Annotated in this window: 25 protein-coding genes and 1 tRNA gene; 13 read left to right on the top strand and 13 right to left on the bottom strand. The window is 72.3% G+C overall.

Translation table 11 applies throughout. The features are described 5' to 3' along the window. Positions 1 to 43: 43 nt before the first annotated feature. Complete coding sequence (locus AB4880_RS24400) at positions 44 to 1030, top strand: GNAT family N-acetyltransferase (RefSeq protein WP_367921824.1); 987 nt, start codon at positions 44 to 46, stop codon at positions 1028 to 1030. Positions 1031 to 1077: 47 nt separating this feature from the next. Here the strand turns inward: AB4880_RS24400 and AB4880_RS24395 are convergent, their stop codons facing one another. Beyond that, complete coding sequence (locus AB4880_RS24395; protein WP_367921823.1) at positions 1078 to 1920, bottom strand: DUF2182 domain-containing protein; 843 nt, start codon at positions 1918 to 1920, stop codon at positions 1078 to 1080. A gap of 43 nt (positions 1921 to 1963) precedes the next feature. Beyond that, positions 1964 to 2245 carry a hypothetical protein gene (locus AB4880_RS24390; protein WP_367921822.1) on the bottom strand — a complete coding sequence of 94 codons (282 nt, stop codon included), beginning with the start codon at positions 2243 to 2245 and terminating at the stop codon, positions 1964 to 1966. Between the two features lie 102 nt (positions 2246 to 2347). Here AB4880_RS24390 and AB4880_RS24385 point away from each other — a divergent pair, with 102 nt between their 5' ends. Beyond that, positions 2348 to 2674: a hypothetical protein gene (locus tag AB4880_RS24385; protein ID WP_367921821.1), complete on the top strand. Its 327-nt coding sequence runs from the start codon at positions 2348 to 2350 to the stop codon at positions 2672 to 2674. Positions 2675 to 2732: 58 nt separating this feature from the next. On the opposite strand, the gene AB4880_RS24380 is transcribed toward AB4880_RS24385, so the two are convergent. Genes AB4880_RS24380 through AB4880_RS24365 form a run of 4 tightly spaced genes read right to left on the bottom strand, consistent with a single transcriptional unit; the run spans position 2733 to position 6196 of the window. Then, complete coding sequence (locus AB4880_RS24380; protein ID WP_367921820.1) at positions 2733 to 3800, bottom strand: NAD(P)H-dependent flavin oxidoreductase; 1068 nt, start codon at positions 3798 to 3800, stop codon at positions 2733 to 2735. Continuing rightward, complete coding sequence (locus tag AB4880_RS24375; protein ID WP_367921819.1) at positions 3793 to 4548, bottom strand: CoA-transferase subunit beta; 756 nt, start codon at positions 4546 to 4548, stop codon at positions 3793 to 3795. Before AB4880_RS24375 ends, AB4880_RS24380 begins: the two co-directional genes overlap by 8 nt. Continuing rightward, a complete protein-coding gene (locus AB4880_RS24370; RefSeq protein WP_367921818.1) occupies positions 4545 to 5438 on the bottom strand; it encodes a CoA transferase subunit A in 894 nt (297 codons plus the stop codon). Before AB4880_RS24370 ends, AB4880_RS24375 begins: the two co-directional genes overlap by 4 nt. Next, positions 5435 to 6196 carry an enoyl-CoA hydratase family protein gene (locus AB4880_RS24365; protein ID WP_367921817.1) on the bottom strand — a complete coding sequence of 254 codons (762 nt, stop codon included), beginning with the start codon at positions 6194 to 6196 and terminating at the stop codon, positions 5435 to 5437. The genes AB4880_RS24370 and AB4880_RS24365 overlap by 4 nt, the downstream gene beginning before the upstream one ends. 40 nt (positions 6197 to 6236) lie before the next feature. Between AB4880_RS24365 and AB4880_RS24360 the strand changes: the two genes are divergently transcribed. Together AB4880_RS24360 and AB4880_RS24355 are read left to right on the top strand one after the other, a co-directional pair. Then, a complete protein-coding gene (locus AB4880_RS24360; protein WP_367921816.1) occupies positions 6237 to 6995 on the top strand; it encodes an SDR family oxidoreductase in 759 nt (252 codons plus the stop codon). A gap of 16 nt (positions 6996 to 7011) precedes the next feature. Then, entirely contained in the window at positions 7012 to 7893 is an 882-nt protein-coding gene (locus AB4880_RS24355; protein ID WP_367921815.1) for an SDR family oxidoreductase, read from the top strand. Between the two features lie 78 nt (positions 7894 to 7971). Here AB4880_RS24355 and AB4880_RS24350 read toward each other — a convergent pair whose 3' ends face one another. Further along, complete coding sequence (locus AB4880_RS24350; RefSeq protein WP_367921814.1) at positions 7972 to 8496, bottom strand: hypothetical protein; 525 nt, start codon at positions 8494 to 8496, stop codon at positions 7972 to 7974. Between the two features lie 106 nt (positions 8497 to 8602). On the opposite strand from AB4880_RS24350, the gene AB4880_RS24345 reads away from it, so the two are divergent. Further along, positions 8603 to 8676, top strand: a tRNA-Pro gene (locus tag AB4880_RS24345). 89 nt (positions 8677 to 8765) lie between these two features. Here the strand turns inward: AB4880_RS24345 and AB4880_RS24340 are convergent. Then, a complete protein-coding gene (locus AB4880_RS24340) occupies positions 8766 to 9431 on the bottom strand; it encodes a response regulator transcription factor (protein WP_367921813.1) in 666 nt (221 codons plus the stop codon). A 216-nt stretch (positions 9432 to 9647) separates the two neighbouring features. On the opposite strand from AB4880_RS24340, the gene AB4880_RS24335 reads away from it, so the two are divergent. Continuing rightward, positions 9648 to 9830 carry a DUF5999 family protein gene (locus tag AB4880_RS24335; RefSeq protein ID WP_367921812.1) on the top strand — a complete coding sequence of 61 codons (183 nt, stop codon included), beginning with the start codon at positions 9648 to 9650 and terminating at the stop codon, positions 9828 to 9830. Positions 9831 to 9832: 2 nt separating this feature from the next. Here the strand turns inward: AB4880_RS24335 and AB4880_RS24330 are convergent, their stop codons facing one another. Beyond that, positions 9833 to 11350 (bottom strand): PAS domain-containing sensor histidine kinase, encoded by a 1518-nt coding sequence (locus tag AB4880_RS24330; protein ID WP_367921811.1) that lies wholly within the window; start codon positions 11348 to 11350, stop codon positions 9833 to 9835. A gap of 10 nt (positions 11351 to 11360) precedes the next feature. Then, positions 11361 to 11750, bottom strand: a complete 390-nt coding sequence (locus AB4880_RS24325) for a response regulator (RefSeq protein WP_367921810.1) — start codon at positions 11748 to 11750, stop codon at positions 11361 to 11363. Between the two features lie 129 nt (positions 11751 to 11879). Between AB4880_RS24325 and AB4880_RS24320 the strand changes: the two genes are divergently transcribed. Next, a complete protein-coding gene (locus tag AB4880_RS24320; RefSeq protein ID WP_367921809.1) occupies positions 11880 to 13589 on the top strand; it encodes a DEAD/DEAH box helicase in 1710 nt (569 codons plus the stop codon). 166 nt (positions 13590 to 13755) lie between these two features. Continuing rightward, on the top strand, positions 13756 to 14574 hold the full coding sequence (locus tag AB4880_RS24315; protein ID WP_367921808.1) for a maleylpyruvate isomerase family mycothiol-dependent enzyme: 819 nt from the start codon (positions 13756 to 13758) through the stop codon (positions 14572 to 14574). Positions 14575 to 14583: 9 nt separating this feature from the next. On the opposite strand, the gene AB4880_RS24310 is transcribed toward AB4880_RS24315, so the two are convergent. Together AB4880_RS24310 and AB4880_RS24305 are read right to left on the bottom strand one after the other, a co-directional pair. Then, entirely contained in the window at positions 14584 to 15669 is a 1086-nt protein-coding gene (locus AB4880_RS24310; RefSeq protein WP_367921807.1) for a ParB-like protein, read from the bottom strand. Positions 15670 to 15782: 113 nt separating this feature from the next. After that, entirely contained in the window at positions 15783 to 16133 is a 351-nt protein-coding gene (locus AB4880_RS24305; protein WP_367921806.1) for a nuclear transport factor 2 family protein, read from the bottom strand. 120 nt (positions 16134 to 16253) lie between these two features. Here AB4880_RS24305 and AB4880_RS24300 point away from each other — a divergent pair, with 120 nt between their 5' ends. The 4 genes from AB4880_RS24300 (at position 16254) to AB4880_RS24285 (ending at position 21226) form a co-directional block, all read left to right on the top strand. Further along, positions 16254 to 17030 (top strand): helix-turn-helix domain-containing protein, encoded by a 777-nt coding sequence (locus AB4880_RS24300; protein WP_367921805.1) that lies wholly within the window; start codon positions 16254 to 16256, stop codon positions 17028 to 17030. Between the two features lie 39 nt (positions 17031 to 17069). Beyond that, complete coding sequence (curA, locus tag AB4880_RS24295; RefSeq protein WP_367921804.1) at positions 17070 to 18089, top strand: NADPH-dependent curcumin/dihydrocurcumin reductase; 1020 nt, start codon at positions 17070 to 17072, stop codon at positions 18087 to 18089. An 843-nt stretch (positions 18090 to 18932) separates the two neighbouring features. Next, complete coding sequence (locus AB4880_RS24290) at positions 18933 to 19661, top strand: GntR family transcriptional regulator (protein ID WP_367921803.1); 729 nt, start codon at positions 18933 to 18935, stop codon at positions 19659 to 19661. A 215-nt stretch (positions 19662 to 19876) separates the two neighbouring features. Then, positions 19877 to 21226, top strand: coding sequence for a cytosine permease (locus AB4880_RS24285; protein ID WP_367921802.1), 1350 nt, complete (start codon positions 19877 to 19879; stop codon positions 21224 to 21226). Positions 21227 to 21235: 9 nt separating this feature from the next. On the opposite strand, the gene AB4880_RS24280 is transcribed toward AB4880_RS24285, so the two are convergent. Beyond that, on the bottom strand, positions 21236 to 21835 hold the full coding sequence (locus tag AB4880_RS24280) for a TetR/AcrR family transcriptional regulator (protein ID WP_367921801.1): 600 nt from the start codon (positions 21833 to 21835) through the stop codon (positions 21236 to 21238). Between the two features lie 116 nt (positions 21836 to 21951). On the opposite strand from AB4880_RS24280, the gene AB4880_RS24275 reads away from it, so the two are divergent. After that, positions 21952 to 22737, top strand: coding sequence for an SDR family NAD(P)-dependent oxidoreductase (locus tag AB4880_RS24275; RefSeq protein ID WP_367921800.1), 786 nt, complete (start codon positions 21952 to 21954; stop codon positions 22735 to 22737). Positions 22738 to 22769 lie beyond the last annotated feature (32 nt).

Genomic DNA, 22769 nt, shown 5'->3' with positions numbered 1-22769 from the left:
ATATCCAGTGGAGTCCGCGAGCCCCGCATCGCATGCTCCTTCCATGGAGATCGTCCCGTTCGGACCCGACGACGCCGATGCCCTCGCCACCTGGACCGACCTGGTCAATGCGATCGACGAGGCCGACGCTCCTTGGCAGCGGTCCACCTCGCCCCGCGGGGCCGACGCGCGGTGGCGGCACGGCTTCGACGGCGAGCCCGGCACGCCGCACCTGGCGCGGGTCGACGGCGAGGTCGTCGGCTGGGCGGGCTACGAGGCGAGTGACTACGACAACCTCCACCTCGGCTGGGTCGACGTCGGGATCCATCCCCGGCACCGCCGGCAGGGCTACGGCTCGCTGCTGCTCGCCGCGATGGAGGACAAGCTGCGCCGCCTCGGCCGCACCACCGTCGCCGGCGGCGCCTGGGACGCGTACGCCTTCGACGCCTTCGCCCGCCGGCACGGCTATGCGTGCAAGTCCACCGAGATGAACCGCCGCCAGGTGCTCGCCGACATCGACTGGCCCGAGCTCGACCGCCGCTACGACGCCGCGCTCCCGCACGCCGCCGACTACGTCCTCGAGCGCCGCCTCGGCCCCACCCCGGACGACGAGCTGGACGCGCTGGCGCTGATGGCGTCGTCGATCAACGACGCCCCGACCGACGACCTCGACTACGAGGACGAGGTGTTCAGCGGCGGCCGGATGCGCGCCTACGAGGACTCCGTCGCCGCCCACGGCAACGAGCTGTACCGCGTCGTCGCCCGCCACGTCCCGACCGGCGAGCTCGCCGGTCAGACCGTCGTCGCCGTCTCGCGTGACCAGCCGGGCTGGGGATCGCAGCACGACACCTCCGTCGTCCGCGCTCACCGCGGCCACCGGCTCGGGCTGCTGCTCAAGGCCGACATGCTGCGCTGGCTGCGCGACGCCGAGCCGGGCCTGGACTCGCTGACGACCTGGAACGCCGAGTCGAACGAGCAGATGATCGGGGTCAACGAGATCCTCGGGTACGTCGTGCTCGGGCGGGTGAAGGTCTACCAGCGCACGCTCTGACCCGCGCCCGCCCGACGACGCCCACGACGAGCCGCCGTCGCGGCGGGTCAGCCGGCGATGCTCCCGAGCAGCGACGGCTCGATGAGGATCGCGACGCCGAGCGCGATCAGCGCCGTACCGGCGACCCGGGACAGCGCGACGGCGTGCCGCCAGTGCTTCTCGGCGAGGAAGATCAGCGCGATCCCGGCCATCCATGCCAGGTTGGTCAGCCCGACCACGACGAGGACCGCCATCAGCGCCCAGCAGCAGCCGACGCAGTACAGGCCGTGGGTGACGCCGACGCGGGCAGCCTGGAGCGGCCCCGTGCCGAAGTCGTGGGTCATCACGAACGACAGGGGAGTGCGACAGGCGCGCTGGCAGGCGTCCTTCCAGGCGGTGAACTGGTAGCCGCCGGCGACGATCAGCACCGCACCGCCGAACGGGACCAGCCAGCCGTCGTCGCGGGGGACGTCGCGGACCGCGGCAAGGAAGGCGTACGGCACCACGCCGGCCGCGACCCAGACCGCGAGGTAGCCGGCGACCAGCCCGACCGAGGCGAGCGGACCCTCACCGCGGCGCCGGGTCACCATGCGGTGCAGCAGGACGATCGGCCCGACGGTGGGCAGCATCATCGCGACCATCATCGCCGTCCACATGCCGAGGAAGACGCCGATGCTCATGTCGAACGACATCGCCATCATCGCGCCACCGGGCGCGAGTCCGACGCTCATGTCGTCCATGCCGCGGTTGGCGAGTGCGGTCCACACCCAGGCGAGGGCGCCGAGCAGCACCAGCGTGCCCGTGGCGGCGAGCGTGGCCCGGGTCTCGAGCACCCGGTACGCCGCGGTGGGCGTGTCGGTCAGGGCCGACCGGCCGCTACGGCCGGCGCCGACGGATTCGCGGTGGGACATGCGACCTCCTCACCGCGAGTGAACGCCCGCGCCGAGAGGCCCCTCAAGCCCTATTTGAGGTGTCTGTGTAGCGGTGCGTCTTCGCAGCGTGCCCGCGCTCGCGCTGGCAGGTGCGCCCGCCCTTGCCGGGGTGCCCGCACAGCTCGTCAGCCGTGCTCGGCGGCGTCGCTGCCGCCCCGGGGTGGGCGACCTCGGGCGCGATCGGCGCGGAGGCCCGCGCGGCGGCGCGCTGTGCGGCGCGCGGCGAGTCCTGTGTCGTCTGGCGGCTCCTCTCCTGGTTGAAACGGGCCTCGCGCAGGGCCCGTACGGCGTCCAGCTTGCTCATCGGTTGCTCACGTCGAGAACCCTAGGAGAGGGGTCCGACACAACCTCCGGCGGCGGTGCCGGCACCGCTAGGCTCACGCCCAGGACGACCCAGGAGGCGGACATGGTGGCGAGCCGATCGGCTCGGGAGCGGAAGGCGGCCGCGCAGGCCGGGCCGCTGGCGCGGGTGCGGATCGACGTCGGCGCGGACGAGCAGTTCGTCTACAAGATCGGCTGCACCGAGTGCGTGGTGAAGGCCGATCGGCGCTGGTCGACGTACCGTCCGGGCGACGACAACGGCTTCATGGCCGCGATGGACCGTTGGATCTTCCACCTGCGCGAGAAGCATGCCGGTGCCGACGCGCCGTGCCTGGAGTTCCTGCCCGCGGCCGAGCAGCGGCTGCACGAGCGCCGCCAGCAGCGCGAGCGCGAGCACCCGCCCCGCGGCTGAGAAAAGCAGAGCGGCGCCGCCCGGCCGAAGCCGAACCGCGCCGCCCGGGGCGAGGCCGTCACACCAGGTACGACGACGCCCGCTTCAGCTCGTCCGCCGCCTGCGTGACGATCCGCTCGATGAGCTCCTCGCACGACGGCAGGTCGTCGATCACGCCGACCACCTGTCCGCTGGCGAGCACGCCCGCCGAGGTGTCGCCCTCGACCAGGCCGGCGCGCAGCATGGTCGGCGTGTTGGCGGCGAGCGCCATCTGCCCGAGCGTGCGGCCCTGGGCCTTCTTCATGGCCCGGCCGTCCTTGAGCAGCGCCGTCCACGACATGCCCGACGACTTCTTGAACTCCAGGGTCCGGCGCGCCGACGGCCCGAGCCGGCGTACGGCGGACGTCTCCTCGAGCGAGTCGACGAGCGGGGTCCGCAGCATCCGGTGGGGCATGCCGTCGACCTTCGTGGTGACGATGGTGTCGGCGAGGCCCTTGGTCAGGTAGAGCTCCTTGACCGCGTCCGGGACGGCCGAGTCGCGGGTCAGCAGGAAGCGGGTGCCCATGCCGACGCCCGCGGCGCCGTAGGACAGGGCGGCCGCGAGGCCGCGCCCGTCGAAGAAGCCGCCGGCCGCGATGACTGGGATGTCGACGGCGTCGAGCACGGTCGGCAGCAGCAGCGTGGTCGGGATGGCGCCGGTGTGGCCACCGCCCTCACCGCCTTGGACCATGACCGCATCGGCGCCCCAGCCGGCGACCTTCTTGGCGTGCTTGGCCGCGCCGATCGACGGCATCACGACGATGTCGTGCTCCTTGAGCTTGGCGATCAGCTCCGGCTTGGGGGCGAGCGCGAAGGAGGCGACCTTCACGCCGTGGTCGATGAGCAGCCGGCAGCGGTCGGAGGCGTCGGCCGCGTCGGCGCGGAGGTTGACGCCGAACGGCTTGTCGGTGCGGCCCTTGACCTCGATGATCGCCTGCTCGAGCTCGGCGAAGGTCATCGTCGCCGAGGCGAGGATGCCGAGGCCGCCGGCGTTCGCGGTGCCCGAGACCAGGCGCGGGCCGGAGACCCAGCCCATGCCGGTCTGCACGACGGGGTGGGGGACGCCGACCAGGTCGGTGAACGGCGTCCGGATCTGCTGCTCAATCATTCGGCACCTCCTTGAACCGCAGGCCCTTGGGATCGAGCATCTCGCGGATGATGGTGAGCTCCTCGGAGGAGGGCTCGCGGGTGATCGGCACCTCGGCCGGGATCTCCAGCGCGAACCCGGTCGACGCGACCACCTCGTCGACGGTCACGCCGGGGTGGACTGAGACCAGGCGCATCGTGTCGTCGGCGCCGCCCATGTCGAAGACGCCGAGGTTGCTGACGATCCGGTGGATGTCGTTGTAGCGCGACGCGCCCGCACCGGCCGCCTTGGCCCGCGCCGGGCCGACGCCGGAGACGATGTCGACCTGCTCGACGAAGACGCGGGCGGAGTGCTTGGGCACCCAGTACGACGTGCGGTTGTTGACCGTGTTGCCCGGCGCGCCGCGCGAGCCGAGCAGCTGGCGCTTGGGCCGCGCGAACGGCCCGATCGCGGAGATGTTCTGGTTGCCCTGCCGGTCGACCTGGGTGGCGCCCATCATCACGTGCCGCTTGCCGTAGGCGACCACGTCGAAGACGCGGCGGAACGGGATCCAGCCCTCGACGACGTCCTTGCCGCCGAGCGGGGGAGTGCCGCCCAGGAACAGCGACTCGCCGTCGCTGATCACCAGGTCGGGGTTGGAGGTGAGCTTGGCGAGCCGGACGCCGAGCGTCGGCAGCAGGCCCATCGGGCTGGCGAAGATCTCGCCGTCCTCGCTGAAGGCGTCGGCGATCGCGGCGGCGCACACGTCGGCGCGGGTGTAGTCACTCATCGAGCGTTCTCCAAGGTGTTGGCCTGGACGGCTGCCTGGTACGACGCCTCGTCGCCCGCGAGGAAGCGGTCGTGGAAGGCCTGCCACTCCTCGTCCGTGCCGCCGGCGGCCGCGGCGTAGGCGCGCTGGAACCTCTCGTCGCGCTCGTAGTCGGGCGTGCAGGTGGTGAAGTGGGCGCCGCGGGGCGTCTCGACGACGCCGCTGACCATCATCCGGTTGACCAGCAGCCGCTGGACCGGGGTGTCGACGGTGAGCCCGGCGGTGTCGACGATCTGCTCGACGCAGAGGTAGGTCTTGTCGGCGGCCATCGCGAAGAGGTCGTCGAAGTAGGGGTCGGGGCCGAGGTAGGTCCCGTTGCCGTGGACGTCGGCGCGGTTGAGGTGGATCAGCGCGGCGTCGAGGCGGAGCGCGGGGACGGCGACGAGCTCCTCGTGGCCGGCGCCGTCGTCGTACGGGCTGGTGACGGTCTTGATCCACGGGTTGTTGACCAGGACGTCGGAGCCGAGGCCCGCGCGCATCGGCAGGAACGGCAGCCGCTCGGCCGCGGCCTTGAGGCCGGTCTGGAACATGCCCTCGTCGAGCTCGACGATCTCGGGGATGGACGCCGCCTGGCGGGCGCGCTGGAAGTTGGGCTCGAGCGGCACGGTGTCGAGCGAGACGAAGGCGTAGACCAGCTTGCGGATCTTGCCCGCGCGGGCGAGCAGGCCCACGTCGGCGCCGCCCCAGGAGACGATGGTCAGGTCGGTGAGGTCGGAGTTGTAGATCGCGCGGATCAGCGCCATCGGCTTGCGCCGGGGACCCCAGCCGCCGATGCCGATGGTCATCCCGCTCTCGAGGCTGCCGACGACCTCGTCGATCGACATCCGCTTGTCGCGCGGCTTGCGGCTCACTGCGCGCCCCCCGCCTTGGACGTGCCCGCGAAGTCGTCGCGGAGCTCGTCGCTGACGCCCATCAGGTTGAGCTCGAAGGTGAAGCCCTGCTCCCAGCGGTAGGACTTGTTGACGTCGATCGGGTCGATGCCGTTGAGGGCCTCCTTGGCGGCCCGGATCACCTTGGTGTTCTTGGCGGCGATCTCACCGGCGACCTGGAACGCGGCGTCGTCGAGCTGGTCGCGCGGGACCACCTCGAGCACGGAGCCGAACTGGACCAGATCCTTGGCCGGGATCGTGCGCGCGGTGAAGTAGAGGGTGCGCATCATGTGCTGGGGGACCAGGCGGGCCATGTGGGTGGCCGCACCCAGCGCGCCCTGGTTGACCTCGGGGACGCCGAAGTAGGCGTCCTCGCTGGCGACCACGACGTCGGCGTTGCCGACCAGTCCGACGCCGCCGCCGACGCAGAAGCCGTTGACCGCCGCGACGACCGGCACGGAGCACTCGTAGACAGCCTTGAACGCGGCGAAGCAGCCCTTGTTCGCGCCCAGGAGGGCGTCGAAGCCGGTGGTGTTCTGCATCTCCTTGATGTCGACGCCCGCGTTGAAGCCCTTGCCCTCCGCGCGGAGGACGACGACCTTCGTGTTCATGTCGGCGCTGGCCTCGTCGAGGGCCGCGGCCACGTCGAACCAGCCCTGCACGGTGAGGGCGTTGACCGGGGGAGCGTTCATCGTGACGACGCGGATGCCGTCCGGACGCAACTCGCTGGTGACTGTCATGGATGCATGCTACCAAGCATTTGCTTGGTATTGTGCAGTCATGACACTCAGCTTGGACCTGACCGGCCGGGTCGCCCTCGTCACCGGCGGTGCCCGCGGCATCGGCCGCGGGATCTCCGAGGTGCTGATGGCCGCCGGTGCGACGGTCGTGACCTGCGGCCGCTCCGAGGCCGAGCCGCCGGCGGGCGCCAGCCACCTGACCTGCGACGTCCGCGACGCCGACGCGGTGACCGCTCTCGTCGACGCGATCGTCGCCCGCCACGGGCGCCTCGACATCGTCGTCAACAACGCGGGCGGCGCGCCGTACGCGATGGCCGCGGACGCCTCGCCCCGCCTGCACGACAAGATCGTCGGCCTCAACCTGATGGCCGCGCTCCACGTCAGCCAGGCCGCCAACAAGGTGATGCAGGAGCAGGACGGCGGCGGCTCGATCATCAACATCTCGTCCGTCTCCGCGCTCCGGCCCTCGCCGGGCACCGCGGCGTACGGCGCGGCCAAGGCCGGCACCGACTCGCTGACCACCTCGCTCGCGATGGAGTGGGGCCCGAAGGTGCGGGTCAACTGCATCGACGTCGGCCTGGTGCGCACCGGCGACACCGCCGACCACTACGGCAGCGACGAGACCGTGGCCGCCATCGAGCGGACCATCCCCGCCGGCCGGATGGGCCGGATCGAGGAGATCGGCAACGTCGCGGCCTTCCTCGCCAGCGATCTGGCCACCTATGTCTCCGGTGCGAGCGTCGCCTGCCACGGCGGCGGCGAGTTCCCGGTCTTCCAGTACATCGTCCTCAACGCCTGAACCCCTAGGAGTACTCGTGAGCAAGCTGCTCGAAGGCCGCGTGGCCATCGTGACCGGAGCCGGCCGCGGCATCGGCCGGGCGCACGCCCTGGAACTCGCCCGCCACGGCGCGAAGGTCGTCGTCAACGACTTCGGCGTGTCGGCCGCCGGTGAGGGCACCGACGAGTCGCCCGCCCACGAGGTGGTCGCCGAGATCGAGGCGATGGGCGGCCAGGCGGTCGTCAACGGCGCCGACGTGGCCGACTTCGCTGCGGCCGAGGCGATGATCCGCCAGGCCATCGACACCTTCGGCGGCCTCGACATCCTGGTCAACAACGCCGGCTTCCTGCGCGACCGGATGCTCGTCAACACCGCCGAGGACGAGTGGGACGCCGTCATCCGCGTCCACCTCAAGGGCCACTTCGCCCCGCTGCGCCACGCCGGGGCGTACTGGCGGGCCGAGGCCAAGGAGGGCCGCCAGCGCGCGGCCCGCGTCATCAACACCTCCTCCGGTGCCGGCCTGCAGGGCTCCGTCGGCCAGGCCACCTACTCGGCCGCCAAGGCGGGCATCGCCGGCCTCACCCTCGTCGCCGCCCAGGAGATGGGCCGCTACGGCGTCACGGTCAACGCGATCGCGCCGGTCGCCAAGACCCGGATGACGGAGGGCGCGTTCGACACCTCCGCGATGGCCCTGCCCGAGGACAACTCGCCGATCGTCGCCTGGCTCGCCTCCGAGGAGGCCGGCGACGTGACCGGTCGCGTCATCGAGATCGACGGCTCCGTGATCACCGTCGAGAACGGCTGGTCGCACGGCCCGTCGCGCGACGCGGGCGCCCGCTGGGAGGCGGAGAAGGTCGGCAGCGCGCTGCGCGACATCCTCGCCGAGGCCCCGACGCCGGAGCCGGTCTACGGCGCCTGAGCCGTCCGCTCGCCGTCCACGACAAGCGCCCCGCCGGTCATCCGGCGGGGCGCTTGCGTCGTCGGCGCCGGGGGAGCCTCAGAGGCCGTCGGTGTTGAACTCGTCGCCGCTGACCAGCCAGGTGCCGTCGACCTCGGTCAGCTGGTAGAGCGTGGTGATGTTGGCGAGCTTCGAGCCGACCTTGACCGTCGCCACGCCGTTCTCGCCCTGCAGCTCGGTGAGCTGGACGTCGTCCTGGGTGAACAGCGGCTTGCTGAACACGCTCTCCCAGCTCGTGCAGGCCTCCTCGCGCGGGGTGCTCTCGTCGGCGAAGAGGGCGATCGAGCGCAGGTACTCGGTGGTCGCCAGGTCGCAGTCGCCGGTGACCAGGAACTCGCGGATCGTCGTACTGATCGCGGCCTGGTCGGCGGCGCTCAGGTCCCCGGCGACGACCTCGGTCTCCACCGTGGACGGCGACTCGGACGTCGCCTCGGACGTCGCCTCGGACGGCGCCTCGGACGGCGCCTCCGACGTCGGTTCCTGCGTGGCCGCGGGCTTGTCGTCGCTCCCGCACGCGGTGAGTGCGAACGGCAGCACGAGGGCGGCGATGAAACGTCGGTGCATGGGTAGTTTCCTACCGTGACGCGCGCTGTGGGGTGGGCGATTCGGGAGAGTTCGCGTGCCTGCGGTAGTGTTCCGTTCGCCTTGGACGGTGACCCGGCCGAGGTATCGGGCTGTAGCGCAGCTTGGTAGCGCACCTGACTGGGGGTCAGGGGGTCGCAGGTTCAAATCCTGTCAGCCCGACCGAAGATCCGGCTCTGTCCAGCGAGACGCTGGGGCAGGGCCGGATCGCTTTTTGTCGCCGTCGCCCCGGTCCGCGGCGGCCGGCCCGGTCACGGCGAGGGCACCAGCCCCTCCCGGATCGCCCAGACCGCCGCCTGGGTCCGCGAGCTCAGCCCGAGCTTGACCAGCACGTTGCTGACGTGGGTGCGGGCGGTCCGCTCGCTGATCACCAGCTCGTGCGCGATGTCGCGGTTGGACTGGCCCTTCGCGACCAGGATCAGCACCTCGCGCTCGCGCGTGGTCAGCTCGCCGACCGGGTCTCCGCCGGCGACCAGCGTGCGGGTCAGGCGACGCGCGACGGCGGGGTCGAGGTGCACCTCGCCGGCCATCGCGGCGCGGACGGCGGCCGCGACCTCGTCGGCCTCGGCGTCCTTGAGCAGATAGCCCGCCGCCCCCGCCTCCAGGACGGCGTGCACCCGCTCCACCTCGCTGAAGCTGGTCAGTGCGACCACCTCGACCTGCGGGTGCCGGGCCTTGATCGCGCTCGTCGCGGCCAGGCCGTCGAGGCGCGGCATCATCAGGTCCATCAGGACGACGTCCGGGAGCTCGCCGTCGACGGCGCGGTGGTCGAGCTGCTCGACGGCGTCCTGGCCGTCGACCGCCTCGCCGACCACCTCGAGGTCGGGGAGCATGTCGATGAACGCGCGCATGCCGCGGCGGACCACGGCGTGGTCATCGACGAGGAAGACCCTGATGACACCCGCTGCGTCACTCACGTCCTGAGAATCCCACCGGCGCGCAGGCAGGGCAACGGGTGCGACATCCGTCGCGGTCATGACGGACGTCGGTCGCGGGCAGGGTGGCCGCGATTGACCCGATCGGTGCCGTCAAGGCGACGTGGCAGGAGCGGCACGGAAGGCGCATGGTGGTTCTCAACGAAACCCGCCGAGACCCAGCGACCGTGGAGCTCGACACAGACAAGGAGTCGGACGATGTGCAACCACAACCCCCAGTGCCCCTCAGCCAGTGCCGGCGACTGCTGCCGCGCCCACGTCACCGCTGACCACTCCGAGCAGGGCTGGTGCCTGCTCTGCAACGGCGTCGTCCTCTTCGACGACGGCATGGCCCTGCTGCCCGACGGCCGCACCCGGCACATCCTCGAGTCGGTCGCCTGACCTCACCGCTGCGGGGGGAGCGCTCCCGGAAGCAGTACCTCGACCACCGTCGGTCCGCCGGGCCTGCTGTCGACGACCAGTCGTCCGCCCGCGCGCTCGGCCCGCTCCGCCATCGAGGTGAGGCCCAGGTGGCCGGGATAGGCGGCCCTCGCGTCGAAGCCGACGCCGTCGTCCGCGACCCGGATGCTCAGGTCGCCCGCGTCCGTCGTACCGAACGAGATCCGGACCTGTCGGGCCCCGGCATGCTTGGCCACGTTGTTGAGGGCCTCCTGCACCAGCCGGAACAGCTCCTGCTCGACGGCCTCGGAGAGCGGCAGCCGCTCGTCCGGTCCGGTCACCTCGATCTCCAGCCCGCTGCGCGCGGCGACCGCCGCGGCCTGCTTGGTCACCGCCGCGACCAGTCCCTCGTCGTGCAGCGCGCCCGGCCGCAGCTGGAAGATCAGCGCCCGCATCTCCGCGTGGACGCCCTGGGTGAGCTCGCGCAGCTCGGCGATGCCCTGGGCCACCGACTCCCGGTCCGGCGGCTCCTGGTCGTGTGCCAGCTGGACCGCCCGCGTGTGCAGGGTCAGCGAGAACATCGCCTGGGAGATCGAGTCGTGGAGGTCGCGCGCCAGCCGGTGGCGCTCCTCCAGCGACGCGGACTCGCCGATCTTCGCCACCAGACGGGTGTTCTCGATCGCGACCGCCGCCTGGTCGCCGATCGCGGTGAGGAAGGCGACGTCCTCCTCGTCCGGGTCGACCCCGGGCGCGTACGACGCCGTGAGGACGCCGAGCTGCCGCCCGCGCGCCGTGATCGGGGCCACCACGATGGTGTCCCAGTCGTGGTCGCCCTCGCCGAGGATCGGCGCGAACCGGGGGTCCGTCGCGATCGACCGCATCCAGTGCCGGCCGATCTGGGCCTCGCCGGTCTCGAACGCCTTGAGGCTCAGCAGTGGCGCCCCGAGTGCCCGTGACTCCTCGAGCCGCTCCGCGTAGTGCGGCGGCAGGTCGCCGGCCGCACCCGCCTGGATGGCGCCGGTTTCGGGGTCGACCAGGACGACGCCGCACGCCACCGCCTCCGTCGTGGCCTGCACCTCCTCGGCGAGGTGGTCCAGGACCTCGTCGAGCGTCTCGCCGACCGTGATCCGCGCGGCCGCCCGGGTGAAGGCCCGGAGCTGGCGCTGCCGGCGGTGGGCGACGGTGACGTCGCGGAAGGTGACGAGCGTCCAGCGGTCGTCGGGTGCCCCGAAGGGCGACTCGACCAGCTCGAGCTCCGGCATTGCGTCCCGGCCGGACGAGTCGACGCCGGTGGCGACCAGCATCGTGGCCGGTGCCCCGATCAGCGCGCTCGGCGCGGCGCCCAGGATCGACGCACCGCCGTCGTTGACCCACAGGAGGCGGCGGTCGCCGTCGAGCACGGCGATGCCCTCGGGATGGGCGGTCAGGGCGGACGCGACCACCTCCGCGCCGACTCGTTCGAGCAGTGCGACGAGCTCGCGGGACGTGCTCCCAGCCTCGGGGCGACTCTCGAGAGACGCCATGCCACTGAGTCTAGGACGCCGGTCGGTCGCCGCGCGCGTGCTCGGACGCGACCTTGGCCAGGGCCTCGGGGAGCGTCGCGGCCGCGCCGCCCTTGTCGTGGAAGGCCGAGGCGCCGGCGAGTGCCGACGGATGCCGCGAGTGGGCCACCGAGCTCATCGCCACCACCGAGATCCCGAGCGCGGTGAGCTCACGGGTCAGGGACAGTCCCGAGAGGCCGCCGGGGGTGTCGAGGTCGACCAGGGCGACCGCGGGCGCGTGCTGGCGGGCCAGGCGCGCGGCCTCGCACGGCTCGGCCGACTCCGCGACGACGCGGTAGCCGGTCATCGCGTCCACCAGCCGGACGAGGGCGCGGCGGCTCCGCAGATCGCCCTCGACCACGAGCACGCGCACCTCGTCCACGTCGCCTCCTTCGCGGGATCGCCGCTCCTCCATCGAACGCCGTCGCGCTCGCGCGCGCGAGCGGCGCCCGACGTACCGGCACCGCGACGAATGTCGTAGTCGGCGCCGGGCAACCGATAGCGTCCGGGGGTGGTCCGCACCCGACGCTCCCGCCCCCGCCGCCGCACCTCGTCGGCGCCGCGGCCGCTGCCGCTCGTCGGCCCGGGGGAGCGGCTGTGGGTGCTCGACGTCCCCTACGGCACGCAGGTCGAGGGCGCGACCTGGCACCCGGCCGTCAAGACCCACCTGTACGTCGGCCGCGTGCTACCCGCGCACCTCCAGCCGTACGCGCCCGGCCCCTACACGCTGGGTCGCTTCATCGAGAACACCCTCAACCCGGACGACCCGACGCCGAGTCCGGCGCCGACCGATGCGCTCGAGCCGCGGCGGCTCCAGTTCGAGGCCGCGGACGCGATCGCCGCGCGGGCCGAGGCCGGCGGGCGGCTGTTCCTGCTGGCCGACGAGCCCGGCGTCGGCAAGACGATCTCCGCGGTGCTCGGCGCGACCGCGGTGGGCGACCTGCGCGGCGCCGAGCGGGTGCTCGTCGTCGCCGACCGTCCGGCGGCGATCACCATCGGCCACTGGTGTCGCACCATCGCGGCGCTCGGCGACGGCGGCATGGAGTGGGTCGTCATCACGTGGGACCGGCTGGAGAAGGTCAAGGACCACGCCTGGGACGTCATCATCGCCGACGAGGCCCACGCCCTGCGCCGTACGACGACCAAGCGGTGGAAGCTCTGGGCGCGGATCTCGGGTCACGGGCGCCCGCACGACAAGGCGCCCTTCGTGATCGCGACGACGGCGACGCCCGGGCACACGCCGCTGGAGCTGCCCTATCTGGCGCCGGCCTACGCGCAGGTGCTCGGCGAGTCGATGAAGGACTGGACGTCGGCGACCCAGCCCGGTGCCTCCTTCGCCGAGGCACTCGAACGGCACGGCGTCGGCGTGGAGTCCGGTCGCTACGGCGCCTCCTGGACCACCGACGCGGCACGGCGCGCGGCCGACCTCAAGCTGGTCCGCGGCTGGCTCGCCGACGAGCGGCCGCCTGCGATGCTCCACCGGGCCGCGCCTTGGGGGCCGGTGCCGATCTCGGGGATGCCGGTGGCGCTCACGCCGGCGGAGCGGGCGGCGTACGAGGCGGAGTGGGGTGAGTTCTGCCGCGAGATGGACATCGCCCGCCGCGGTCGCAATGTCGCCAAGGGCCGCGCAGCGCTGCTGCGGTTCCGGCAGAAGGCCGGGCTGATCCGCGTCGACTCGACGGTCGACTGGATCGCCCAGCAGGTGCGGGCGGAACGGCAGGTGGCGTGCTCGGTGGAGTTCGTCGCGACCGCCGCCGACCCGATCGTCGACCGGCTGCGCGACTCCGGCATCGAGGTGGCCACCATCTACGGACGTGACCGGTTCGACCCCGAGGCGGAGCGGCTCCGGTTCCAGACCGGAGCGGCGAAGGTCTGCGTGTTCACGACGGTCGCCTCGATCAGCCTGCACGCGGGCGAGACCCTGGCCGACGGCCGCCGGGCGAGCACCGAGCCGCGCGTCGGTGTCTTCCACCAGGCCCGCTTCTCCGGCATCGCGGGCCGGCAGGTGACCGGCCGCACGCACCGCGACCACCAGGTCTCGCCGTGGCACATCGCCTACGCCGAGGGCACCGTCGAGGAGCAGGTCGGCAAGGTGATGGTGGAGCGGATCGCCGCGGCCTCCGACACCGTCGGAAGCGACACCACCGGCCTTGCCGACCTCGCCGAGCTCCTCGGCGCCGACTGGCTGCCGTCCGCGGCGCTCACCGAGGACGGCGCCTGATCGCTCCGGCCGGGGGCGGTCGTCGTCCTTGGTGCCGGGCGAGGGTGGGGCTACCGTGGATCCGACGTCTCCACCCATGACTCACCGGGCAGTCCGCAGCGCCCGGCGCAGCCTGCGCCGGATCCGGGCCGGCCCCTCGAATCTCCTCCCGACGGAGGTGGTGGGCATGAGCACCTGGAACGCCATGACCCCGGAAGGCAAGGGCACGATCCTGCGGGTCGTGCGCACCGAAGCAGAGCAGTTCTTCGACCTCGTCGACAGCGAGGAGGCATGGCAGGCGCCAACCGGGGCCGGGCACTGGCAGGTCCGGGACGCCGTGGGCCACCTGGTCGACACGACGGAGGCGTACTTCGTCGCCTTCGACGCCGCACGCAACCACCGCCAGGTCGAGCCGGCGTACGGGCTGCCGGGGATGGCCGCGCGCGTCGACGTCCAGGCGCAGGCGCTGAGCCGGACCGAGTCGCGGGAGGCGCTGGTCGACCGGCTGCGCGACGACTTCGCGAAGATGATGGAGCTCTTCGACGGCCTGACCCATGAGGACTGGACGCAGCTCCTGGTCCCGCACTTCTACATGGGACCGCTGCCGGCGTTCTTCTTCCCGGCGTTCCAGCTCATGGACTACGGCGTGCACTCGTGGGACGTGCGGCAGGGGACCGGCCGTGCCCACGGGCTGTCCGGCGAGGCGGCCGACCTGCTCACGCCGTTCATGTTCGTGCTCTGGCAGTACACCTCGAACCCGGTGGAGGCGGCCGACGCGTGCGAGGTCGGCATCCGGATCACGTCCGGACCGAACGCCGGAGACACGCGCGTCGCCGTCTCGCCGGACGGCTTCTCCTACAGTTCCGGCGAGATCGACGACGTGCCGGTGCTCGAGTTCGACCCGGGCAGCTTCGTGCTGACGGCGTTCGGGCGCAGCAACGCGGGCACGATCCGCGGCGACCAGACGGTCGCGTTCCGCTACCTGAACCTGTTCTTCCGGATCTGAGACGGCTGATCAGTCGAGCCCGTGCACCCGCTTGTACTCCAGCGCGTACGCGATCTTGCCCGGCTTCGCGTCGCTGTAGGGCTTGCTCAGCTTGTCGAACTCGCCCTTGTTCTCGGCCTTGCCGGCGTTCCAGGAGTCGAGGGCACCGAGCTGGGCGGCGGTGAAGCCGCTGTCGACGACGGTGCTCTTCGGCAGCGCCGTCATCGCCTGGGTGGAGGCCTTGACCGCGGCGAGGTAGCCGGCCGGGTCGGTGTTGCTCCAGCTGGTCAGGCCGGCCGGACGGGTGTCGCGGATCCAGTCGCCCCAGTAGAACTCCTGGAACGGCAGGCCGTTCTGGGCGTAGCCGATGTCGCGGCCGAAGTAGAGCAGGCTGCGGTACTTGTCGTTCTGGAAGCTCGACAGCCCGACGCTCGTCGGCAGCTGGTCGACCTTCACCGGGTCGCCCTGCGGGTCGAGCAGGTAGGTCCACTTGTGGGCGATCATCTGCGCCCAGAAGTCCTTGCGGGTCAGGGTGCTGAAGTTGGCCTGGACGCGCACCCGCACGTGCAGGTTCGGGCCGCCGTCGGGCGTCTCGTCGAAGGCGGTCAGCGTGTGATGGCCGTCGGTGAGGAAGGGCTCGCCGCCGGGGCCGATCACCACGGTCTTCATCGCGGCGATGCTCGCCGCGGTCTCGCCGCCGCGCGGCAGCGCGCAGGTGAAGGACGACGGGTCGTCGAGGCGCGCGTCGGGCTGGGCGGCGACGGCGTCGAGCCGGCCGTCGGCCTCGCACCAGTCGGCGAACCTCTTGTTGATGGCGTCCTTGCCGAGCGTGTAGCGGCCGAGCTTGTAGTAGACCTCGTCGTAGCCGAGCGACGGCTGCGTCGGGTGCACGTCGCCGATGCGGACGTCGAGCAGGTCGCCCTCCTGCGCGCACAGGTAGCCGGCGTACGGCGTGCTGCGGTTGTCGTGGCCGCAGAACGACGGCCGCTCGCCGGGGCTGCCCGGGGCGGCGGTCGCCGACGGCGCGGAGGGCGCGGCGACCACGGCGCCGAGGGCGGCCACGGCGGTGAGGAGGCCGGCGAGTCGCCGGCGCGGGGACAGGGTGCGAAGAGCCATCGGTGGGAACCTCTGCTGTCGGTGGGCCCGGGGAGTCGCGCGTCAGGCTGCGCGCGTCGGGCGTCCCACCGATGGCACTCCAGGGAGGTGTCGGCGAACGCGAGGTGAACTCCTCAGGCGGGCACCCGGTCCAGGAAGCCGTGGACGTCGCGGACCCGCCCGGCCTCGTCGAGCACCACGACGTCGAAGCCGATCACGACCGGCTCCGCGCCCTCCGGCCCGAGGCCCCACTGGAAGCGCAGCCGGTCGTGGTGGCCGTCGGGGTCGCCGACGGGCGTGAACACGAACCCGGGGAACTGGGTCCGGACGCCCTCGATCAGCGCGTGCATCCCGGCGTGACCGGCGACCTCGGTGAGCGGGTCGACGTAGGTGACCTCGGGGGAGAAGTGGTCGGCGAGCAGCTGCTCCCGCTCGGCGGGCGCGGCGTTCCAGGTGGCGAGGTAGGCGTCGACGATGGGGTTCATGGCGGTGCTCCGTTCGGTGGTTGCTGCTGGGGACGGGCTCCACCGTGGTCGCAGTCGGGCCGCGGCGCCATGACCTCCGAGGTCATGGGGAGCGCGACGCCATCTCCCTAGGGTGGGCCCATGACCGCCGTACTCGAAGCGCCGCAGGTGGGGCCGATGCTGCGGCGGTGGCGCGAGCGCCGCCGGTTCAGCCAGCAGGAGCTGTCGAACCGAACGACCGTCTCGACGCGCCACCTGAGCCGCGTCGAGACGGGCCGCGCGCACCCGACGCCGGAGATGATCCTGCACCTGGCCGACAGCCTCGACGTGCCGCTGCGCGACCGCAACCGGCTGCTGCTCGCCGCCGGCTACGCCCCGCGCTACGACGAGCGCGCCTGGGACGACGCCTCGCTCGCGGTCGTCATGGACGGCCTGCGCGGCCTCCTCGACGCCCACCTGCCCTACCCGGCGCTGCTGCTCGACGACCACTGGGACGTCGTCGACGCCAACGAGGCCGTCACGGCCCTGCTCGCCGGCTGCTCGCCGGCACTGCTCGAGCCGCCGCTCAACGTGATCCGGCTGAGCGTGCACCCCGACGGCCTCGCCTCCCGGATCGAGAACCTCGACCAGTGGGCCGCCCACCTCCACCACCAGGTGCTGCACCGCGCCGAGCGCACCCACGACTCTCGGCACGAGGCGCTCGCCGCTGAGATCACCGCGCTCCGTGGGGGAGTGCCGCGGCTGGAGCCGACGCCGGGACCGGTGCTGACGATGCGGCTGCGGGTCGGCGACCGGACGCTCAGCATGTTCAGCACCGCCGCCCAGCTGACGACGGCCACCGACGCGGCGCTCGAGGGGCTGCACGTCGAGACCTTCCTGCCCGCCGACGAGCCCACCCGGGCGTTCTTCGCGTCGTGACGGACGGTCGCCATCGGGGCGGCCGGTAGGTTCGGATCCGTGCAGACCACCCAGATCCGCCTCGCGTCCCGTCCCGTCGGCGAGCCCACGGACGACGACTTCGCGTTCGTCACCGACGACCTCCCCGAGCTCGCCGAGGGGCAGGTGCTCCTCCGCACGATCTACCTCTCGCTCGACCCCTACATGCGCGGCCGGATGAGCGACGCCAAGTCGTACGCCGCGCCGGTCCCGCTCGGCGGCGTGATGGTCGGCCAGACGGTGTGCGAGGTCATCGAGAGCCGCTCCGACCGGCGCGCGGTCGGCGACCTGGTGCTCGCCTACACCGGCTGGCAGACGCACGCGGTCGCCGACGCACAGCACACCCGCCGCCTCGACCCCGACGCGGCGCCGGTGTCGACGGCCCTCGGCGTGCTCGGGATGCCGGGCTTCACGGCGTACGCCGGACTGCTCGAGATCGGCCGGCCCCAGCCCGGCGAGACGGTCGTCGTCGCGGCGGCCACCGGTCCGGTCGGCTCGGCCGTCGGGCAGATCGCGAAGATCAAGGGCGCCCGCGCGGTGGGCATCGCCGGCGGGCCGGAGAAGGTCCGCGCGCTCACCGAGGAGTTCGGCTTCGACGTCGCCCTCGACCACCGCTCGCCGACCTTCCGCGACGACCTCGCCGCGGCCACGCCCGACGGCATCGACGTCTACTTCGAGAACGTCGGCGGCCCGGTGGCCGACGCCGTCAACCGGCGGCTCAACCTCTACGCCCGGGTGCCGGTGTGCGGACTGGTCGCCAACTACAACGCGACCTCCGCGCCCGAGGGGCCCGACCGGCTTCCCGGCTACATGAGCCGGATCCTCACCCAGAGCCTGACCGTCCGCGGCTTCATCCAGAGCGAGTTCGAGCCGACCCTGTTCAAGCCCTTCCTCGCCGACATGGGGGAGTGGGTCCGCGACGGTCGCGTCCGCTACCGCGAGGATATCGTCGAGGGGCTCGAGAACACGCCGGAGGCGTTCCGCGGGCTGCTCGTCGGGCGCAACTTCGGCAAGCTGCTCATCCAGGTCGCGCCCCTCTAGGCAGTGTGTCCAGGGCGGGTCTATGCGGCCGGCGCCCCCAGGCCGCGGACCGAGCCGATCCGCGGGCCCGACGGATCGAAGATTCAGACGACCTCGCGGTCGCCGGCCTCCCAGGAGTCACGGCGCGGGTAGTAGCGGACGGCGTCGAGACCCGAGCGGGCGCGCGGGGCGCCGTAGTAGTCCGCAGGGGCCGCCGCCCCACCGCGCGGACGCCCGCTCGGACACGGCCTCGTCGCCGGGGAAGTCGCCGCCGGTCAGGTCGAACCGGAAGGTGATCTCACCGTCGTGGTCGCCTCCGCACGACACCTTCCGGTCGGGGCGGTCGGCGTCGCCCCGTAGCCCGGGCGCCGTCAGCTGAGCGAGGTCGACCAGCGGACGGGGTCGAAGACGCCGGTCTCCACGACCTCGGCGTGGTGCGGCGCGGTGCACGAGCGCCGGACGAACACGATCGTGTCGTCGCTCTCGCCGGTGCGGTCGAAGCTGCTGTCGACGCAGTCGCCGAGCTCGAGGGCGCTCGGGACAGCATGTCGAGGTCGTCGTACCAGCGGGCGAGAGCGACCGCGCCGGCGAAGGCGGCGATGCCGAGCAGTCCGCCGACGATGCCCAGGACGGCGCACCTGCGGCCGCGCTGCCGCCCGGCCCCGGTACGGCGCAGGCCGCGCACCCCCAACGCGAGCGCGACCGGCGCCAGTACCCAGGTCCCCGCCAGGAGCGCGGAGGCCACGGAGCCGCGGTCGTAGTCCCCAGGTCGCATGGTTGTCCTACGTTGCCCGATCGGCCGGTTCACCGGGACAACTTGCCCGAGCCGCGGCGGTTACGGGGCACGATGGGAGAATGGCTCTCATGTCGGACCGCACGGACAGCCTGGACGCCCGCTCGGGCAGCCTGACCAGCCCGGACTTCGAGTCGGAGTCGGCCCGGGTCGCCGCCGCGATCCGCGACCAGATCCTCGACGGCGTCCGCGCGCCGGGGTCCAAGCTGGTCGAGCGCGACCTCGCCGACGAGCTCGGCGTGAGCCGGGTGCCGGTCCGCGACGCCCTCAAGGTGCTGGTGACCGAGGGCCTGGTGACGCCCCGCCCGCGCACGTGGGCCGTCGTCCGCGAGTTCACGCCGGCCGACGTCGCCGACCTCAACGAGGTGCGCTCCGCGCTCGAGGTGCTGACCTTCCGGCTCGCGGCCAACCGCCGTACGCGCGACGGGCTGAGCGCGCTGCGCGCCGTCCTCGACGCCGAGCTGGCCGCGGCCCGCAGCGGAGACGCCGCCCTCGCCCGGCGTGCCGCCGCCGACTTCCACGAGCAGGTCACCATGCTCGCCGGCAACGACCTGCTGCACGAGATCGGCGGCATGCTCAAGAGCCGGATCCGCTGGCTGCTCCTGCAGCACGAGGACATCGACGGCGTGGCCGAGGAGCACCAGGCGCTCTACGACGCGATCGCCGCGCGCGACGTGGCCAAGGTGAGCGCGCTGATCCTGGCCCACATGGGCAACATCCGCTACCTCGACGACCCGACCTGGCGCGACGACGACCCGCTGCTCGGCGGCGCGAGCGAGCAGGTCGAGTCCGCCGGCTAGGCCGCGCGCCGCGCCGCGGATTCCGGGGGGGATCCCCAAGCCGGACCAAATGGCATACCATTCTGATCGGGTGACGGGTTGGTCACACGGGATCACACGCGATTACACGCGATCACACGCGAGCTGGGGTCGCATGCCTCCGCGGTCTCGCATCGAGGTGGCGTCAATGGCATACCAACTCGCCGCCGATGTCCCCTGAGCAGAGAGTGTCATCGATGACCACATCGTCCGGAGTCTCCTCCGCCGACCGCGAGCAGCAGGACCCGCGCGCACCGCACGACGCCGCCGGCGGCCGGGAGCTCGAGTCCGAGTTCGAGCACGAGCCGGTCCCGGTCACCCATCGCAAGTCGCTGCTGACGGTCTCGGCCGTCTGGTTCGGCTTCCCGATGATCCTGACCAACGCGATCCCGGGCGGCCTCGTGGTCGCGCTCCTCGGGTTCTGGCAGGGCGTCGCGGCGATCCTGGTCGCCAACGCGATCATGTTCGCCTACGTCAGCCTGCTCAGCTATCGCGCCGGCCAGACCGGCAAGAGCTTCGCCCTGCAGGCCACCGAGACCTTCGGCACCGTCGGCTACGCGATCGCGTCGGGCTTCCTCGCGACCGTCGTGGTCGGCTGGTTCGCGTTCAACACCGGCGCCACGGGCGCCAGCCTCAACCAGGCGTTCGGGTGGAACGAGTCGCTCGTCGTCCTCGTCGCGGGCGCGGCCTTCATCGCCGTCACGTACGTCGGCATCAAGGCGCTCTCGGTCCTCGGCGCGATCGCCGCGCCCCTGTTCATCGTCGCCGTGATCATCGCGATCGCAGTGGCCGCCAGCACCGCGGACTTCTCGCAGGTCACCAGCTACGCCGGCGTCGGCGGGGGAGCGATGACCTTCGGTGTCGCGGTCACCTCGATCATGGCCACCTTCGCCGACTCCGGCACGATGACCGCCGACTTCACCCGCTGGTCGCGCAACGGCCGCGAAGCCGTCCTCGCCACGCTGACCGCGTTCCCGATCGCCAGCCTGGTCGCCCAGCTCAGCGGCGGCCTGCTCGTCGCGGCGGGCGCGATCGCCAACCCCGGCGCGGTCGGCGGGGACTTCACGCCGATCCTCACCGGCGAGGACAACCTGCTGCTCAACGCCTTCGTCGTGGTCTTCGTGCTCATCAACCTGGGCTCGGTCTGCACCCACTGCCTCTACAACGGCGCCCTCGGCTGGTCGCACCTGACCCGCTCGACGATGCGGCTGCTGACCCTCGTGCTCGGTGTGCTCGGCGTCGTCGTCGCGTTGGCCGGCGCGTGGCACCACTTCGTCAGCTGGCTGGCGTTCCTCGGCGTCCTCGTCCCGGCGCTCGGCGGCGTCCTCATCGCCGACCAGATCATCCTCGGCCGCCGGCTTGCCGGCCGCACGGAGTCCAAGGCCCGGCTGACGGCGTTCGCCGCCTGGGCGATCGGCGCGGGCGCCGCGGTGATCGTCCACTACTCGGCGGACTTCCTCTCGGACGCCGTCGTCGGTCTGGCCACCGGCATCGTGGCCTACCTGGTCATCGAGAACGTGCGACGCCCCGCGAGCGTCGGCGCCTGACCGGAGGGGTCAGCCCCCGAGACCGCGCGTGAGGGAGCGCAGGCACCGGACCGCCAGGTCGACCGGTGCCTGCGCTTCGTCGCGTCGGGCCCAGTCCTCGAGCGAGACGCGGATCGCGTCGGTCGCCGCCGCGGCGAGCAGGCGCAGGTCGAGCTCGTCGGCGTCGGGCGCGATCTGCGCGAGGATCGGCAGCAGCCGGGCCTCGGAGTCGCGGTTGACCCGGTACCAGACCGCGGCCAGGTCGTCGTCGTCCTCGGCGGCCCGGAGCAGCCCGCGCATCCACGGCAGGTCGTGGTCGATGTCGGCCGCCGACAGCGTCGCGTGCATGGCCTGCTCGATCGCCGGCACCAGCCGCGAGCCGGGCGGCGTCGCGGCGAGCTCGGCGCGCCAGGCGTCGCCGCCGAGCGTGAGCAGCGGGGCGATCGCGTCTTCCTTGGTCCGGCTGTAGCGGTAGAAGGTGCGCAGCGAGATGCCGGCGGCCTCCGCGATCGACTCCGCAGTCGTGCCGGCCGCGCCGTGGTCGGTGAACAGCTGCGCGGCGACGCGCGCGATCTCGAGCTGCGTCGCCGTACGACGTCGCTCGGTCAGGCTCGCCGAAGTTCCGCTCACAGGGAGCAGCGTAGCGATCGGTGGCGTCGTACGGGCATATTGTGCCGATCTGGCACGTTGTGCCATATCGACGCGATGACACCAGCGCCACCGCGACCACGAGAGAGGAAATCGAGATGAACCGTTACGAGGGACGTCGGGTCCTGGTCACCGGAGGCGGCTCGGGCATCGGCCAGGCCACCGTGCTGCGAATGCTGGCGGAGGGCGGTCGCATCGTCGCCGCCGACGTCAGCGAGGCGGGCCTCGCCGACACCGTCGCCAAGGCGGGCGACGCGGCCGACCGGCTCTCGACCGTCGTCATGAACGTCGCCGACGAGGCGTCGGTCACGGCGGGCGTCGCGACCGCCGTACAGACGCTCGGAGGGCTGGACGCGGTCGTCAACGCCGCCGGCATCCTGCGCTCGGGACACACCCACGAGGTCACCGTCGAGTCGTTCGAGCAGGTCCTCCGGATCAACCTGGTCGGTACCTTCATCGTGATCCGCGAGGCGATTCCGGCCCTGCGCGAGGGCAATGGCGCCGCGGTCGTGAACTTCAGCTCGACCTCCGCGATGTTCGCCCACCCCTACATGGCGGCCTATGCCGCGAGCAAGGGTGGCATCCAGTCGATGACCCACGCGCTCGCCGCCGAGTACGCCCAGCAGGGCATCCGCTTCACCTCCGTGCAGCCCGGCTCGATCTCGTCCGGCATGACCGACGGCAGCGGCCAGAGCAAGCAGAGTGTCGGCCCCGGCCTGCCCGAGGACGCCGACATGAGCCTGTTCATGAAGCTCGCCCCCGCCCTCGGCCAGGGCTTCGCGGGCCCGGAGACGGTCGCCTCGGTCGTCGCGCTCCTCGCCAGCGACGACGGCGCCTTCATCACCGGCACCGAGGTCCGCATCGACGGCGGCACCCACTTCTGAGTGCCGGCGTGCGGGGGTTGCGCCACGAACTG

The organism is Nocardioides ginsengisoli (assembly GCF_039537225.1).
In the GTDB taxonomy this organism is placed as follows: domain Bacteria; phylum Actinomycetota; class Actinomycetes; order Propionibacteriales; family Nocardioidaceae; genus Nocardioides; species Nocardioides ginsengisoli.
The sequence above is the reverse complement of the archived record's forward strand: the minus strand, read 5'-3'. Positions and strand labels throughout refer to the sequence as shown.